The organism is Nonomuraea glycinis (assembly GCF_014646515.1).
GTDB classification, from domain to species: Bacteria; Actinomycetota; Actinomycetes; order Streptosporangiales; family Streptosporangiaceae; genus Nonomuraea; species Nonomuraea glycinis.
Genome location: NZ_BMNK01000003.1, coordinates 657,648 through 674,068, shown reverse-complemented (window position 1 = coordinate 674,068; position 16,421 = coordinate 657,648). Strand labels below are relative to the sequence as shown.

The 16,421-nt window shown below is 72.6% G+C and carries 11 protein-coding genes; 9 read left to right on the top strand and 2 right to left on the bottom strand.

Going from position 1 to position 16,421, the window contains the following annotated elements; all coding sequences use genetic code 11:
• Positions 1-336 precede the first annotated feature (336 nt).
• From IEY87_RS12645 to pgfA (IEY87_RS12630), 4 genes are read left to right on the top strand one after another with little or no spacing between them, the layout of a single operon-like run.
• Positions 337-1,524: a glycosyltransferase family 4 protein gene (locus IEY87_RS12645; protein ID WP_189138745.1), complete on the top strand. Its 1,188-nt coding sequence runs from the start codon at positions 337-339 to the stop codon at positions 1,522-1,524.
• On the top strand, positions 1,521-5,708 hold the full coding sequence (locus tag IEY87_RS12640; protein ID WP_189138744.1) for an alpha-(1->3)-arabinofuranosyltransferase domain-containing protein: 4,188 nt from the start codon (positions 1,521-1,523) through the stop codon (positions 5,706-5,708). The genes IEY87_RS12645 and IEY87_RS12640 overlap by 4 nt, the downstream gene beginning before the upstream one ends.
• Positions 5,705-7,534, top strand: coding sequence for an ArnT family glycosyltransferase (locus IEY87_RS12635; protein ID WP_189138743.1), 1,830 nt, complete (start codon positions 5,705-5,707; stop codon positions 7,532-7,534). The genes IEY87_RS12640 and IEY87_RS12635 overlap by 4 nt, the downstream gene beginning before the upstream one ends.
• Positions 7,531-8,496: a cell envelope lipid trafficking protein PgfA gene (pgfA, locus tag IEY87_RS12630; protein ID WP_189138742.1), complete on the top strand. Its 966-nt coding sequence runs from the start codon at positions 7,531-7,533 to the stop codon at positions 8,494-8,496. The genes IEY87_RS12635 and pgfA (IEY87_RS12630) overlap by 4 nt, the downstream gene beginning before the upstream one ends.
• Here the strand turns inward: pgfA (IEY87_RS12630) and IEY87_RS12625 are convergent.
• A complete protein-coding gene (locus IEY87_RS12625; RefSeq protein WP_225276960.1) occupies positions 8,437-9,177 on the bottom strand; it encodes a methyltransferase domain-containing protein in 741 nt (246 codons plus the stop codon). The two genes, pgfA (IEY87_RS12630) and IEY87_RS12625, sit on opposite strands and share 60 nt — an antisense overlap.
• A 79-nt stretch (positions 9,178-9,256) precedes the next feature.
• Between IEY87_RS12625 and IEY87_RS12620 the strand changes: the two genes are divergently transcribed.
• On the top strand, positions 9,257-11,161 hold the full coding sequence (locus IEY87_RS12620) for a hypothetical protein (protein ID WP_189138740.1): 1,905 nt from the start codon (positions 9,257-9,259) through the stop codon (positions 11,159-11,161).
• Here IEY87_RS12620 and IEY87_RS12615 read toward each other — a convergent pair.
• Positions 11,098-12,345: an acyltransferase family protein gene (locus tag IEY87_RS12615; protein WP_225276959.1), complete on the bottom strand. Its 1,248-nt coding sequence runs from the start codon at positions 12,343-12,345 to the stop codon at positions 11,098-11,100. The genes IEY87_RS12620 and IEY87_RS12615 overlap by 64 nt on opposite strands.
• A gap of 116 nt (positions 12,346-12,461) precedes the next feature.
• Here IEY87_RS12615 and pgfA (IEY87_RS12610) point away from each other — a divergent pair, with 116 nt between their 5' ends.
• Genes pgfA (IEY87_RS12610) through IEY87_RS12595 form a run of 4 tightly spaced genes read left to right on the top strand, consistent with a single transcriptional unit; the run spans position 12,462 to position 16,388 of the window.
• Positions 12,462-13,373 (top strand): cell envelope lipid trafficking protein PgfA, encoded by a 912-nt coding sequence (gene pgfA / locus IEY87_RS12610; RefSeq protein WP_189138739.1) that lies wholly within the window; start codon positions 12,462-12,464, stop codon positions 13,371-13,373.
• Positions 13,370-14,275: a decaprenyl-phosphate phosphoribosyltransferase gene (locus IEY87_RS12605; protein ID WP_189138738.1), complete on the top strand. Its 906-nt coding sequence runs from the start codon at positions 13,370-13,372 to the stop codon at positions 14,273-14,275. Before pgfA (IEY87_RS12610) ends, IEY87_RS12605 begins: the two co-directional genes overlap by 4 nt.
• A complete protein-coding gene (gene dprE1, locus IEY87_RS12600) occupies positions 14,272-15,573 on the top strand; it encodes an FAD-binding oxidoreductase (protein WP_189138737.1) in 1,302 nt (433 codons plus the stop codon). Before IEY87_RS12605 ends, dprE1 begins: the two co-directional genes overlap by 4 nt.
• Complete coding sequence (locus IEY87_RS12595; protein ID WP_189138736.1) at positions 15,570-16,388, top strand: SDR family NAD(P)-dependent oxidoreductase; 819 nt, start codon at positions 15,570-15,572, stop codon at positions 16,386-16,388. The genes dprE1 and IEY87_RS12595 overlap by 4 nt, the downstream gene beginning before the upstream one ends.
• Positions 16,389-16,421: the final 33 nt, after the last annotated feature.

Sequence of the window (16,421 nt, the reverse complement as noted above, 5' to 3'; positions counted from 1 at the left end):
GTACCAGAGGGTAACTTATATCATCACGGTTTGACGAAACCCTGGCTTCAAGCCGGAACACGTTCTAGTCTCGGCTCACTGCACTGCACACCGATGTGGAAGGAGTTGCTCTGTGGTTCGAATCCTCGCGGCCTTGGGCATCGGGGCTCTGCTGGCGGTCGGAGCCTCTGTAGCGGTGGTAAACGTCGCGTCCCCGGTGCCGACTCCGGCGAACCAGCCGCTGTACAACTACGGCACCAGGTAATCCTGCCCCCCTAGAGAACCACACTGACGAAGCCATGCCGACTGAGCTCAGGGCGTGGCTTCGCCATGCCCGCATGCCCGCAGTGAGGAGTGATGGTGGTCTTTGCCGGTGAGCATGCGGACACCGCACGACCGGCCGCCCCGGGCGACGATCGGCCGCTCGCGGGGGTGCGGATCGCCATGCTGAACTTCCGCGAGCCGCAGCAGACGACGGCGGGCGGCGCGGAGGAGTACGCCTGGCAGGTCAGCCGCTTCCTGCTGTCCCAGGGAGCCTCGGTGGTGTTCGTGACCGGCCGGCAGCGGGGACAGCGCCGCGCGGAGGTCCGCGAGGGCATCGGCCTGCGCAGGATGGGCAACCCGTTCCTGGTCTATCTGCTGGTGCCGCTCTGGCTGCTGTTCCACCGGCGGCAGTTCCACGCCGTGATCGACACGATGAACGGCATCCCGTTCTTCTCGCCTGTGGTGGTGAGCCGCCGCACCCACGTGCTCTGTCTCGTGCACCACGTCCACGACCGGCAGTTCGCCGCCTTCCTGCCCAGGTGGCTGGCCGTGCTCGGCTGCTTCGTCGAGGGCCCGGTCGCCCGCCTGCTCTACCGCCGCTGCGTGACGATCACCGTCTCGGAGTCGTCCCGGCAGGAGCTGATCGGCAAGCTGCGCTGGCTCGGCCCGATCACCATCGTGCCCAACGGGTGCGTGGTGCCCGAGCGGGTGCCGCCGGTGGAGGCGCCCGGCGAGCCGGCGATCGTCTACACCGGGCGGCTGGTCGGGCACAAGCGCATCGAGCGGGTCGTGGACCTCGCCGGTGAGCTCGGGGTGGCGGTGCACATCATCGGGCGCGGGCCGGAGCGTGAGCGGCTGGCCAGGCGGATCGAGCGCGGCGGGCTCGGCGACCGGGTCCGGCTGCACGGGTTCGTTCCCGAGGCGCGCAAGGTCGCGCTGCTCGGCGCGGCCCGGCTCAACGTGACGGCGTCGGAGTTCGAAGGCTGGGGGCTGACCGTGATGGAGGCGGCCGCGCTCGGCGTGCCGACGGTGGCCTACGACGTGGCGGGGCTGCGTGACTCGGTGCGTGACGGCGTCACCGGGTGGCTGGTGCGGGACGGGGAGAGGCTGGTCGACGTGGTCGGCCGCGCGCTGGAGGAGCTGGCGTCGCCGTGCCGCCGCGCGGAGGTGGCCGAGGCCTGCCGCGCGTGGGCGCGCGAATTTACCTGGGCCCGAACTGGGGCTAACATAACCGAACTTATCGTGACGAAACTCCAAGACGGTGGCGGAGCCTCCAAGTGACCGATGCCTCGCCTGAGGAGTTCAGGGCCGAGAGCTTCGAGAAACGGATCAGGCACCGGCTGCGACTGCTCGCGGCCTGCCTCCTGCTCGTCGCCATCGCGTTCAACACCTCGACCGAGAAGATCATCCCCGAGACGAAGCTCGACATGGCGGTCAACCCGCTCGGCTTCCTCGGCAGGGCGCTGCACCTGTGGGACGGCGCCTACTTCGGCCACCTGCAGAACCAGGCCTACGGCTACCTCTTCCCGATGGGCCCCTTCTACGCCCTCGGCCTCAACCTGGGCATGGAGTCCTGGACGGTCCAGCGGCTGTGGATGTCGCTGGTGCTGTGCACGGCCTTCCTCGGCGTGGTGCAGCTGGCCCGCGCCTTCGGCATCGGGCGCCCGCCCGCCTGGATCATCGCCGGCTTCGGGTACGCGCTCGCGCCGCACGCGCAGGCCCTGATCGGCATCAACTCCTCGGAGTTCCTGCCCAGCGCGCTGCTGCCGTGGATCCTGCTGCCGCTGGTGAAGGGCGCCAAGCGCGAGCTGTCCCCCCGGCGGGCCGCCGCCCTGTCCGCACTGGCCTACCTCTGCTGCGGCGGGGTCAACGCCGTGGCGGTGCTCGCCGTCCTCGTCGTCCCGCTGCTGTACCTGCTGACCAGGCGCGGCGGGCCGGTCAAACGCCGGTTGATCCTGTGGTGGCTGCCGCTCGTCGCCCTCGCCTCGATGTGGTGGGCCGTCCCGCTGCTGACCATGGGCCGCTACATCTTCTCCTTCCTGCCCTTCATCGAGACGGCCAGCGCGACGACCAGCGTCACCTCCCTGGTCAACGCGCTGCGCGGCACGTCGAGCTGGCTCAGCTTCCTGACCGTCGACGGGCAGGTCTGGCTGCCGGACGCCCACCAGCAGTCGACGGCGCCCTGGCTGATCGTGGTCACCGCGGCCGTCGCCGCCCTCGGCTGCGCCGGGCTCGCCTACCGCGCCATGCCGGAGCGGTCGTTCCTGCTGATCAGCCTGCTGTGCGGCGTCATCGTCATCACCACCGGCCACCCCGGCACCCCGCACGCGCAGTTCGTGATCGACCTGCTGGACGGGCCGCTGTCGGCCTTCCGCAACCTGCACAAGTTCGACGCGCTGATCCGGCTGCCCGTGGCGCTCGGCCTCGCGGGCGCGCTGCACCTGGTCCGGCTCTCCTGGCGACGGCACCTGACCGTCGCCGCGGCCGGCCTGGTGACGCTGTCGAGCCTGCCCATCCTGTACGCGGGTCTCGCCCCGACCGGCGGGTTCACCACGATCCCCGACTACTGGAAGCAGGCCATCACCTGGCTCGGCCGCAACGCCGGTGACGGCATGGTGCTGGCGGTGCCCGGCGCCAAACGCGGCGAGTATCTGTGGGGCCGCCCGCTGGACGAGCCGCTGCAGCCGCTCTCGCGGGCCCGCTGGGCCACCCACACCATCGTGCCCTGGGGGTCGGCGGGCGGCTCGCGGCTGATGGCGGCCATCGACGAGCGCCTGTCGGCCGGCGAGGGCTCGGCGGGGCTCGCGGCCACGTTGCGCCGCATCGGGGTGTCGCACCTGGTGGTCCGCAACGACCTGGACCGGGCGACGATCGGCACGGCCTGGCCCGTCCGGGTGCACCAGGCGTTGCAGGACTCGCCGGGCATCACGCGGGTGACCCAGTTCGGGCCGGGCGTGGGGGTCGGCCAGCACGGCAGGGCCGCCGCCTGGGTGGACCAGCCCTACCCCGCGGTCGAGGTCTATCAGGTGGAGGGGGCAGCGCCGCTGGTCGGCACCGTGGACGCCGACCGGCCGCTGCGGGTGGGCGGGGCCCCGGAGGCGGTGCTCGACCTGGCCGAGCAGGGCCTGCTGGCCGACGACCGGCCGGTGCTGCTGAACGACGACGACGGCGCCGTCCAGGTGCCCGCCGAGGACACGGTGCTGACCGACACGCTGCGGCGCAGGGAGGTGGCCTTCGCCGACCTGCGGCGCGCCGGCGGCGCCACGCTCACCGCCGACGAGCCGTTCAAGGGCGACTCGCCGGCGAACGACCTGCTCGACCCCGGCTGGGCGCGCTACCTGGCCACGGCGAGCTTCACCGGGATCGCCGGGGTCACGGCGTCCTCCTCCGAAGCGGACGTCAGCGCCTCCGCGGGCGCCAGGGAGCCGGGCCGCCAGCCGTTCGCCGCGCTCGACGGCGATCCGCGCACCAGCTGGCGCTCCACCGGCTGGCACGGCGCGGTCGGGGAATGGCTGGAGGTCGCCTTCACCGGGCGCGTCCAGCCGGCCACGGTCAAGGTCTCGTTCGAGGCCGGGCCGATCGGCCCGCCGCCCACCGAGGTGGTCGTGGAGACCGACGCCGGCTCGCTGCGCCAGAGCGTACGGGCGGGCGCGGAGCCGCAGGAGCTCGTGGTGCCGAAGGGCGCCACCGGCAGGCTGCGGGTGAAGGTCGTCGCAACCGCCTACGAGCCGCCGAGCGCGCTCGGCAGCCGGGTCGGGATCAGCGAGCTGGTCATCCCCGGCATCACCCCCGGCCGCACGATCGTCGTCCCCGACCCGGCCGCCGCCGCTGACGCGGCCGACCCGGCAGGCACGAAGCAGGCAGGCCTGGCCGACGCGGCGGAGGAGCCCGCCACCGTCACGTTGAGCAGGACCGGGGACGTGGCCGGCTGTGTCCGTGGGTCGCTCACCTGGAGCTGCTCGCAGGGCCACGAGGTCCTGGGCGACGACGGCCACGGCTTCGACCGTACCTTCACCACCAGGAAGGACGGCGACTACGCCCTCTCCGGCCGGGCGGTGCTCACCGAGCGGGCCGCGATCGAGCGGCTCAGCACGCTGCCGGGCGACCCGCTGAGCGTCACGGCGTCCTCGACGGCGGTCGCGCACGGCGCGGCCGGCGGGCGGTGGGCGTTCGACGGCGACCCGCAGACCGTGTGGTTCGCCGACCCGCTGGACCCCCGGCCCACGCTGACCGTCAAGCTGGAGCGCCGGATCCAGCTGTCCCAGTTGCGGATCATCACCCCGGACTCCTATCTCGGCGCGCCGCCGATCCAGGTGACGATCCGGGCCGAAGGCGGGGTCAGGCAGAGCTGGGTCGGCCAGGAGGGGATCGTCAGGTTCCCCGCCATGGCGGCCCAGAAGATCGAGCTGGAGTTCGGCGTCTCGGGCGGGCGGCCCATCGAGATCAGCGACATCGCCCTGCCGAAGGTGAGCCGGCTCAGCGCCCTGCACGGCTTCCCGCTCAGGCTGCCCTGCGGGTTCGGCCCCACCTTCAAGGTCGGCGGCGAGACGGTGCACACGGAGATCACCGACGGCACGCTGAACGACATGGTCACCGGCAGGCCGGTGACGTTCGAGACCTGCGAGCGGCTCCCCCTGGAAGCCGGCCGGAACCGGCTGTCGACGCGGCCCGGCGACTCCTACCGCGTCGAGTCCGCGATCGTCCGCCCCGCCCGGGGCGGCGCGCCGGCGCCCGCGACCGCCACGATGAGCGCGGTGCCGGTGGACACCTGGGAGCCGGGCGAGCGGGTGGTCAAGGTCAACGTCACCGGCGACTCCTACCTGGTCGTCAACGAGAACTTCAACGCGGGCTGGCGAGCCACGCTCGGCGCCGCCGAGCTCAAGCCGGTCCGGCTGGACGGCTGGCGGCAGGCCTGGTTCGTGCCCGCCTACACCGCCGGCACCGTGACCCTCACCTACGTGCCCGACGCCCCCTACCGTGCCAGCCTCGCGGCGGGCGGCGCGCTGGCGCTGCTCGTCCTGCTGCTGGCGCTCGTCAAGGACCGCCGGCCGATGCCGCGCCTCGCGCCGTGCCGGCCCGTCAGGCTGCGCGCGGGCTTCGTCATGCCCTTCACCGCCGTTCTCGGCTTCTGGGTCGGCGGGGTGACCGGGGTGGCCGTCGTCGCCGCCACGTACCTGCTGGGCGCCTGGCTGCGGCCGCTGCGTGAGGCCGATCACCTGCGGGCGGGGCCGCGCGGGCGGCTGCTGCGCCTGCTGACCGGGCCGTACGCCGGGATCTGCCTCTACCTGCTCGCCGCGGCGTGGCTGGCCGTGGGCGGCGGCGGCCTGTGGTCGCAGGTCCTCTGCCTTCCCCTGCTGGCGCAACTGTCCGTCGAGGTGGCCGCCGGGCGGCGACCGGCCGAGCGGCTCAGGGCGCCCGCCCCCGTCGCCGCCGAGGGCGACCCGAGCATGACGGGAGCGCGATGACCCAGACGCGCGAACCCATCACGATCACCATCCCGGCGCCGATCGCGAACGCCGTGCGCGGGCTGCGGCGGCACGGCGTCCTGCTGACCGCGCTCGCGCTCATCGCCGTGGTCATGGCCTGGAAGACGAGCATCGTCCAGTACGCCTACTTCAAGGAGGACGACTTCGAGTTCATGGCCAGGGCCATGCAGAACGAACTCTCCCTGGACTACCTGACCCGCGTGCACTACGGCCATTTCATGCCGGGCGGCTTCCTGCTGGCCTGGGTCTCGGCCAGGCTGGCGCCGTACGAGTGGGGGGTCGCGGCGGGCGGCGTGCTGATCCTGCACGCGCTGGCCTGCCTGGCCGTCTACCGCATGCTGCGCGTCGTCCTCGGCAACCGGCCGGCCATCCTCGCCCCGCTCCTGGTCTTCCTGATCGCGCCGATCACCGTCCCCGCGCTGACCTGGTGGGCGGCGGGGCTCGACACCGTCTTCCTGCAGCTCGCCCTGCCGATGGCGGTGGCCTCCCACTGGCACTATCTGCGCTCGGGCCGGCTGCGGCACGCCGTGGCGGCGGCGCTGTGGGTGCTGTTCGGGCTGCTCGGGTTCGTCAAGGGCTTCGCCGTGCCGCTGGTGCTGTTCGCGCTGACGGCCATCTACTTCGGCGGGCTCAGGAGCGCGCTGCGCCGCCATTGGGCCGCCTGGCTCATGCATGTGGGGGTGCTGGCCGGCTTCGGCGTGGTCTACCTGGAGCGGTCGCGGTCGGCCATCGAGACCGGCGGGCTGCCGAGCTTCGAGCAGGCCACCGGTTTCGTCTGGGAACTGCTCGGCAAGACCCTGGCCACCACCGTGCTGGGCGGGCCGTGGAAGTGGTTCGCGGGCAACGACTGGGGGGTGGCCGCGCCGCCAGCGGCCGCGGTGATCGCCTCGCTCGTGGTCCTCGTGGCCCTGGTCGCGGTGACCGGCCACTACCGCAGGCGAGCCCTGGCGGCCTGGGGGATGCTGCTCGGCTATGCCGTGGTCGCCGACGCGCTGCCGGCCCTGTGGGGCAGGGTCCACGTGCTCGGCGCGTTCGCCGGCACGAACACCCACTACGTCGCCGACGCGGCCCCGCTGATCGCCCTGGTCGTCGGGCTCGTCCTGCTGCCGCACCAGGGCGAGGCGGACCCGTACCGCAGGGCGCTGCCCGCCAGGGAGCGGGTCACCGGGGCGTGCGGGGTGGTGCTCGGGGTGTTCGCGGGCGCGTCGCTGGTCTCGGTGACGATTTTCGGCAGCTACCTGGGCGCGGACCGGCGGCATGACTACATCGAGACGGCCCGCGCGGCGCTGGCGAAAGCGCCTCCGGACGTCGTCGTCTACGACCGGGTCGTGCCGGCCGACGTGATGCCCGGCAGCTACCAGGACTACAGCCTCACCTCCCGGGTCCTGGGCGCGATGGCCGCACCGGAGCTGCGGGCCAGGATGCAGGCGCCGCCCGCCGCGCTGGACGGCATGGTCTTCGACGACCAGGGCCGGCTGGTGCCGATGGAGGTCGCCGGGGTGCCGCTGGCGCCGCGGACGCGGGACCGGTGCTGGCCCGTGACCGGCGGGACCGTACTGGTGCCGCTGGACACCAGCGCCCGGCATCCGGCGGGAACCCTGGTACGCCTGGACTACTCGGCGAAAGCGGCCACCAAGATCACGCTGTGGATGGCCGAGCGGCCTGCCGACGTGGAGTTGCGGCTCGGCGTGGGCAAGATCTTCGTGCTCGCGGAGCCCGGAGCCGACCGGATCACGGTGCCCGACGTGCCGCCGGGCGTGTGCCTCGGCGCGGTGACCCCCGGACAGGCGGTGCCCCGGCCGTGAGAAGACACCTGCCCCTGCTCCTGGCCGCCCTGGGCGCCTTCCTGCTGACCCTCATCCCGCTGCTCCGCCTGTACGTGTCCGACCAGGTGCTCAGGACGCCGCTGGAGCAGCAGAGCGTGACCAGGGCGACGGCGGAGTCCGCGACCTACCTCGATCCGGCCACCATGACGATCGAGGTCGGCCCGCTGGTGCAGACCCGGTGGCTGATCGGCGACGTGCTGGCGGGCACCGCCGAGCGCGCGGTGTGGGGCGAGTCCGTCTCCCTGACCACGGCCGAGGACCAGCGGCTGGACTACCACGAGCGGCGCCTGGCCTTCGACCGCCGCAGCGGCGAAATCGTCAACTGCTGTGGCGAGTACCTGGACGAGGACACCCGCGTCAGGCAGACCGGGCAGGCCTTCCGCTGGCCGTTCCAGGCGGGGCGGCGCGACTACCAGCTGTTCGACCTGCGCCTGCGCCGGCCCGTGAGCGCTACGTTCGACGGGGTCGAGCTGATCGGCGAGGTGGAGACCTACCGCTACGTGCAGCGCACGCCCCGGCAGCTCGTGCCCGGCGAGGAGGCGCCGCTGCCGCGCCGCCTGCTCGGCCTCAAGGGCAAGGGGTACGTGGGCGTCGCCCGGCACGCCGAGATCCGGCGCACGTTCTGGGTCGAACCGGTCAGCGGTCTGCCCATCAGGACCGAGGACCAGGTGACGGAGACGCTGAGCACGGCCGACGGGAGTGCCCGCGTGACCGGCCTGGACGCGGTCTTCCGCACCTCGGCGGGCGATGTCCTGGCCGCGCTGGACATCGCGGACTTCTACCGGCGCTGGGTCCTGCTGGTGGACACGGTGGTGCCGGTGGGCGGCGGGCTGCTCGGCGGCGGCTGCGTGGTGGCCGCGATCTGGCTCGTCCGCCGGCGCTCACCTGCGGCGCAGGACCAGGAGCAGGTTCCAGGTCACCAGCTCGCGCAGGCCAGGTAGGTGGACGACATGGCGGGCCCAGCGGGGGTGGTAGCGGGGGACGGCGTCCAGGACGCGCACGTCCTTGTTGCCGCGCGCCCAGGCCAGCGGCTCGGCGACGCCGACGGCGTACATGCTCTCGCCGTAGACGTTCTTGGGCGGCCTGCCGTGCGTGCGCTCGTAGCGCCGCGCCGCGCGGTGGCCGCCGAGGTAGTGCCACGGGGAGGTCTCGTGGCCGCCCCACGGCCCCAGCCAGATCGTGTACGACAGGTAGACGATCCCGCCCGGACGGGTGACCCGGACCATCTCCTCCGCCATCCGCAGCGGATCCGGCACATGCTCCAGGACGTTGGAGGAGAAGCACACGTCGACCGAGCCGGTGGCGAGCGGCAGGTCCAGCGCGCTGCCCAGCAGCGCGTCCCGGGGCGGCTCGCCGTCGCGCAGCCGCATCTCCCCGGCGTCGCAGTCCACGCACACGGTCCGCGCGCCCACCGCCCGCAGGGCGTCGGCGAAGTAGCCGGGGCCGCCCCCGACGTCGACCACGGTGGCCCCCGCCAGCTCGGTGTACGTCGCCAGCTGCGCCACCGTGTCCGCGGCCAGCGTGCCGTAGAAGAAGTCGGGATCGGTCTGCTCCAGGCGGAACGCGCGCAGCAACCGGACAGATCTCGCGAGATCCGCCCGGAACGGTTCAGGGGTGTCCACGGCGCGGAGCTTACCGAAGGTCCGCGGCGAGCCTCGGCCTCCCGGCCGGGGATGAAGGCCGAGGGGCAGGGAGACGTCGATGGCTGAGCCGTTGCAGATCAGGCTGCCCGCGCTGGGCAGGGGCCCGGTCACGGGCGTCGGCCTGCTGCTCATCCTGGTCTCGCTGGCCTTCAAGGCCGGCGTGCTGAGCAAGGCCTACTTCGTCGAGGACGACTTCCTGTTCGTCGCGGGCGCCGGTGAGAGCGGGCTTACCTGGGACTACCTGACCCGGGTGCACAAGGGCCACCTCATGCCCGGCTCGCTCGCCCTGGTCTGGGTGCTCACCACGATCGCGCCGTACAGCTGGGCGCTGGTCTCGGCGGTGACGATCGCGCTGCAGGCGGCGGCCTCGATCATGTTCCTGGTGCTGCTGCGCCGCCTGTTCGGCGACCGGTTCGGGGTGCTCGCCGTGCTGGCCGTCTACGTCTTCGCGCCGCTCACCGTGCCCGCGATGAGCTGGTGGTCGGCCGCGCTCAACGCGGTGCCGCTCCAGCTCGCGCTGGTCGCGGCCCTGGCGGCGCACCTCCGGTACGTCCAGACGGGCAAGGGGCGATGGCACGGCCTGGCCTGGGCCGCCGTCGGGATGGCCTTCTCCACCAAGGGGGTGTTCATCCCGTTCGTGGTGTTCGGCGTCACCAGCGCCTACCTGGGCCGGGGGCACTGGCCGCGCGCCATCCTGGCCGAGCTGCGCAAGCCTGTCTGGTGGGCGCACGGCCTGCTTCTGGCCGGGTACGCCGTGCTCTACCTGCTGCGGCGCGGCACCGGGGACGACGCGCTCACCGGCCCGAAGGCGGAGGTGGTGCCCGGCCTGGTCCGGAGGCTGCTGGGGGAGACCTTCCCGACGGGCGTCGTCGGCGGGCCGCTGCGGTGGGGCGGTGTCACCTCCACCGGCGGGCTGGCCGATCCCACCACGGTCACGGTGATCGTCTCCTGGACGGTGATCACGCTGCTGGTGCTGGTGACCTGCCTGTACCGCAGGCGGGCCTGGCGGGCGTGGGCGATCCTGGTGGCCTACGTCGTCGCGGCGGACACGGTGCCGACCGTGATCGCGCGGGCGACGCAGTGGGACCTGATCGGCGCCGAGACCCGCTACGTCGCCGACGCCGCACTCGTCTTCGCCCTGTGCCTGGCGCTCGCGGCGCTGCCGGTCGACGGCAGAGGCGACGGTGGGGCCGGCGGCAGGGGCGACAGCGGGGCCGGCGGCAGGGGCGACGGCGAGGTCGGCAGCGGGGGTGACGGCGGGGGTGACGGCGGGGTCGATGACCGGCGTCGGCCTGTGCCTGGCTGGATGACGCCGGTCTGTGGCGTGCTGACCGCCGTGTTCCTGGCCGCCTCGCTGATGTCGATCAACGGCTTCGGCGACACGCTCACCGGCGACCGGATCAGGCCCTACCTACAGGCGGCGCGGGAGTCACTGGCCCTGGCGGCGCCCGACGCCGACATCTACGCGCGGCCCGTGCCGGCGCACATCGTGCTGCCCTGGAACGGCGCGCGCCGGCTCACCTCCCACGTGCTGGCGCCGCTGGCCGCCCCGCACCTCAGGCAGCGGATGCGCCACCCCGGCCCCTCGGCCAGGCCGTACGTCTTCGACGACGCGGGCAAGCTGGTGCCCGTCGGGCAGGTGACCCCGTTCTTCGACGGGGTCAAGGGCGACGACTGCTACCCGGCGGACAAGGCGTTCCCCGTGGAGTCCTTCGGCGATCCGAGCACGGTGGTGGCCCTGGCCTACTTCAGCCCGCGCTCGGTGCAGGTCGTGGTGGACGTGGGCGGCACGCAGCGCGCGGCCACCCTGCCCGCGACGTCCGCCCTGGGGGCGCTGCACTACGTCCCGCACGACGGGCTGGGCAAGGGGCTGCGCGTCACCGCGGCCGGTGAGCAGGGTCAGGACTTCTGCCTCAAGGCGGTGGCCTTCGGCGAGCCGGGCCCGGCGCCCCCGACCCGATGAGGGACGAAGCGGATCAGGCGTCTGGCGGGCTCTTCGAGATAGCGGTAGGTGAAATGGGACAACAACACGGTGAGTGCGGTGATGGCCGCCAGGTTGAAGAGCAGGTTGCCGCTCCACGGCTGCTGGCCGGTGAAGTCGTACCAGAGGTAGATGACCACGAACTGCCAGAGGAAGACGCCGTAGGAGATCTGGCCCAGATAGCTCATCACCCGCCCGCCGAGCATCCGGCGCACTTGCGCGACCGGCGCCACGGCGGCGGGCGCGACGAGGCAGAAGGCGATCAGCGTGTAGAGCGCCTGCTCGTAGAACGCGGTCCAGATGCCGCCCAGCCCGACGAACCGCGGCCCGGTGACCGGGGTGGCGGCGATGGCGTAGGCCAGCCCGGCGATGAGCCACAGCGACCCCCAAGAGGACGCGAGGGCGACGCTCAGGCGGCGGGCCCTGCCCGGTCGCGCCCCGGCCCACACGGTCAGCACCGCCAGCGCCATCCCCGGCACGAAGAACGTCCACGAGCGCGGCAGCCACACGTTCATCCACGGCCGGTACTCCGGCCAGTACTCGAAGATCGTGTAGACGTACGAGAGCGCGCCGAAGATCGCCAGCCCGAGGAGCAGCCGCTTGGCCCGGGCCGCGACGTCCGGCCCCGCGCGCAGGGCGAAGGCCCGCAGCGCGGCCGCCATCAGCGGCAGCGTGAGGTAGAAGGTGAGCTCGACGGCGAGGCTCCACATCTGGCCGAGCCCCTTGGGGCCGAGGCCGAACCACCACGGGCTCACGTCGTAGGTGTGCACCAGGAGCAGCATCTGCGCCCACGTCCACAGGTCCTCGCGGTACGCCTCGCCCCACAGGACCAGCGCCACCGCCACCACCAGCCAGTAGGCGGGGATGATCCGGAAGAACCGCTTCCACAGGTACCGGCCGACGTCGGGGGCCGGCGAGCCGGTCAGCAGGGCCGCCGCCCAGGGGCGGTAGAGCAGCAGGCCGGACAGCGTGAAGAAGATGGGCACGCCGATCTCGCCCCGCGACAGCAGCGCGCCCAGAAAGCCGGGCTCCAGCGCGGTGCCGGCTTCCATGGCGACGTGGAAGACGAGGACCGCGAAGGCCGCGATGGCGCGAACGCCGTCGAGAGAGGTCTGACGGTCGCTGACGACCTGACTCCCCGACAAGGTAGAACCTGTTTCGGTCACGTTTCCGCATCCCTGGTGACGTTGGTCACTGGCCGCAATAACATACCGGCAAGTAGAACTCCGTTTCAGTACTTAATCACCCAAAAGGCATCCGTGCACCTGCACATGGAGGGTCCATGAACCGGGTCGTTGGAAGCGTTCTCATCGCCGTCGGGGCCTTTCTCATCGTGCTGGCCCCTCTAGTGCGCTTCCAGGTGGCGCCGGCGCTCATCGCCGCCAAAGCGGACTACTACTTGATCAGCAAGCTCGAAGCCACCGGCGCCCAGTACTTCAGCGTCCCCGACGGCAAGGTGCTGACGGCCGACCTCGACATCACCGTCACCACCCGCGGCGACGTCAAGGAGGCCGTGGGCGACCGGGTGGTGTGGGACGAGTTCACCTCGGTGAACGACGTCACCAACAGCAAGCCGGGGATCAGCTTCAGCGAGCGGCGCAGCGCCTTCGACAAGCGCTCCGGGGTCGGCCTCAACTGCTGCGGAGTCAGCGTCGACAAGGAGCCGGTCCAGCTCCAGGGGCAGATCTACAAGTTCCCCTTCGACATGGAGAAGCGCACCTACCTGGTCTTCAACTCCACGGCCGGCAAGGCCCTGGAGGCCAGGTTCGTCGGCGAGGACAAGGTCAACGGCCTCGACGTCTACAAGTTCGAGCAGGTCGTGCCGGAGACCAAGACCGAGACCCGCAACGTGCCGGCCGCGCTCTTCGACATGGGTGAGTCGGGCGACGTGCAGCTCGATCGGTTCTATTCGGGTACGAACACCTACTGGGTCGAGCCGGTCACCGGCGCGCCGGTCCGCCAGGAGCAGCAGCGCCACGAGGTGCTGAAGAGCCAGGACGGCACCGAGCGGGCCAAGGCCTTCGTCGCCGACGCCAAGATGACCGACGAGACCGTCCAGGAGCTGGTCGACAGCGCGATCGACGGCAGGAGCCAGGTCACCCTGATCAGGACCACCATCCCGCTCGTCCTGCTGATCGTGGGCGTGGTCATGCTCGTCGTGGGCGTCTGGATGTTCCGGCGTAAGGTCGCATGAGCCAGAACGGGACCGTGGCGCGGCCGCCGTCGGTGGCCGTGTCCGTCCTGGGGCCCGTCCTGGGACTGATCAAGGCGGCCCGGCCGCGCCAGTGGCTGAAGAACGTGCTGGTGCTGGCCGCGCCGATGGCCGCCGGGGTGCTGGGCGACCCCCGCAGCCTGCTCGCGGCGCTGCTCGTCTTCGCCGCCTTCTGCCTGGCCGCGAGCGGGACGTACCTGCTGAACGACGCCTCCGACGTGGCGGCGGACCGGCTGCACCCGCGCAAGCGGACGCGGGCGGTGGCCTCGGGAGCGGTCTCCGTCCGGCTGGCCAGGGTGACCGGGGTGGCCCTGATGCTCCTCGCGCCCGCGGTGGCCGCGCTCACCGGTGACTGGAGGTCGCCCGCGGTCGTGGCCGGCTATCTCGTGCTGACGCTGTCGTACACGCTGTGGCTGAAGCATCAGGAGGTCGTCGAGCTGATCGCGGTCGCCGCCTGTCACGTGGTCAGGGCGTTCGCGGGGGCCGTCGCCGTGGACGTGCCGGTGACCGGCTGGTTCCTCGTGGTCGTGTCCCTGGCCGCGCTGCAGCTGGTGGCGGGCAAGCGCGAGGCCGAGCTGCGCGCCCAGGGCGACGGCGGGACGCGGGCCACGCTGGCCGCCTACAGCCCCGCCTACCTGGCCCAGGTGCGGGTCATGTGCTCGGGAGCGTTGATCGTGACGTACTGCCTGTGGGCGCTCAACGCGCACGACGGCGTCTTCTACGCACTCAGCATCGTCCCGTTCCTGCTGCTCGTGCTCAGGCACAACCTGCTGGTCGACCGGGGGATGGGGGAGGAGCCGGAGGAGCTCGCGGTGCGCGACCGGCCGCTGCTGCTCTTCGCCGTCGCCCTCGTCGTGTTCGTGGGGCTGGGCGTACAACTGTGACCACGTTCCTCACGGGGTGGGGGCGCACCGCCCCCACCCCGGCCACGCTCGCCCGCCCCCGCGACCTGGGCGAGCTGTCGGAGCTGGTCGCCGCCGCGCCGGTGCGCGGCGTCGTGCCGCGCGGCCTCGGCAGAGCATACGGTGACGCCGCGCAGAACTCCGGCGGCCTCGTCCTCGACTGCACCGGCCTGGACAAATGGACCTTCGACGACGGCCGGGTGACCGCCTCCGGCGGGGTGAGCCTGCACGAGCTGATGACGGCGCTGGTGCCACGCGGCTGGTTCGTCCCCGTCAGCCCCGGCACCAGGCACGTCACCGTCGGCGGCGCCATCGCGGCCGACGTGCACGGCAAGAACCACCACCGCGACTCCTCCTTCGGCGCGCACGTCCGCTCGCTCACCCTGGTGACCGCCGGCGGCACGGTCAGGACGCTGAGCCCCGCCGATCCGCTCTTCCAGGCCACCGTGGGCGGGATGGGGCTGACCGGGGTGATCGCCGAGGCGACGTTCGACTGCGTCCCCGTCGAGAGCTCCCGGATGCTGGTGGACATCGAGCGGACCGCCGACCTGGACGAGACGATGGCGGCGATGGCGAGCGGCGACGACCGCTACCGCTACACCGTCGCCTGGATCGACCTGCTCGCCCGGGGGCGGCGGCTGGGGCGCGGCGTGCTCACCAGGGGCGACCACGCCCGGCGGGGCACCTCGGACTTCGCGCCGCGCACGCTGGTGCGCGCGCCCGCCCGGGCGCCCGGCGGGCTGCTCAACGGGCTGAGCGTGCGCGCGTTCAACGAGGCCTGGTACCGCAAGGCCCCCCGGCGGGCCACCGTCGTGCAGGGCATCGCGCCGTTCTTCCACCCGCTCGACGCCGTCGAGGGCTGGAACCGGATGTACGGCCCGCGCGGCTTCGTGCAGTACCAGTTCGTGGTGCCGTTCGGCGCGGAGGAGACGCTGCGCCGGATCGTCGGGACGCTGTCGGCGCGCGGCACGGTGTCGTTCGTGCCCGTGCTCAAGAGGTTCGGCCCCGGCTCCGGCGGGCTGCTGTCGTTCCCGCTGCCCGGCTGGACGCTGGCCCTGGACGTCCCCGCCGGGCAGCGCGGGCTGGGCGAGCTGCTGCGCGGCTTCGACGAGCTCGTCGCGCGCGCCGGCGGGCGGGTCTACCTGGCCAAGGACTCCCGGATGCGATCCGACATGATGGCGGAGATGTACCCGTCGCTCCAGCGGTGGCGGCGGATCAGGGACGAGGCCGACCCCGCCGGCCTGTTCCGCTCCGACCTGGCCAGGAGGCTCGGCCTGTGAAGAACTCTCTGGGCGCGGTCGACACCGTGCTCCTGCTCGGCGGCCGTAGCGAGATCGGCCTGGAGATCGTCCGGCTGCTGGTGCGGCTGGGCGCGAGCCGGGTGGTGCTGGCCGTGCGCGACGCCCCTGGCCTCGGCGGGCCGGGCGCGGGAAGCGGGCCAGGCTCTGAGGCTGGGTCGGGCTCTGAGGCTGAGGCGGGCCGGCTCTCCGGTCTCGGCGCAGAGGTGCACGTCGTGCCGTTCGACGCGTTGGATCCCGGCTCGCACCAGGAGGTCTTCGACGCGGCGGTGCGGCTGGTGGGCGATCTCGACGTGGTGATCTCGGGGTTCGGCGTGCTCGGCTCGCAGGCCGCCTACGACGCCGATCCGGCCGCCGCCATGACGGCCGTCGCGGTCAACTACGGCGCGCACGTGTCCGTCGGCCTGCACGCCGCCAGGGTGCTGCGCGCGCAGGGCCACGGCACGCTCGTGGTGCTGTCCTCGGTCGCGGGCGCGCGGGTGCGCAGGGCCAACTTCGTGTACGGCTCCGCCAAGGCCGGGCTGGACGGGTTCGCGCAGGGGCTCGGCGACGCCCTGCACGGCTCGGGGGCCAGGGTGCTGATCGTACGGCCGGGCTTCGTGATCGGGCGGATGACCGAGGGGCTCACGCCCGCGCCGCTGTCCTCGACGCCCCGGCAGGTGGCGGTGGCCACGGTGCGGGCGCTGCGGGACGGCACTCGGACCTCGGCCGAGGTGTGGGTGCCGCGCGCGCTCGGGCCGGCGTTCGGCGTGCTGCGGCTGCTGCCGCGGGCTCTCTGGCGCCGGATGCCACGTTAGAACACGTTCTATCGAGCGTACCGACTAAAGATT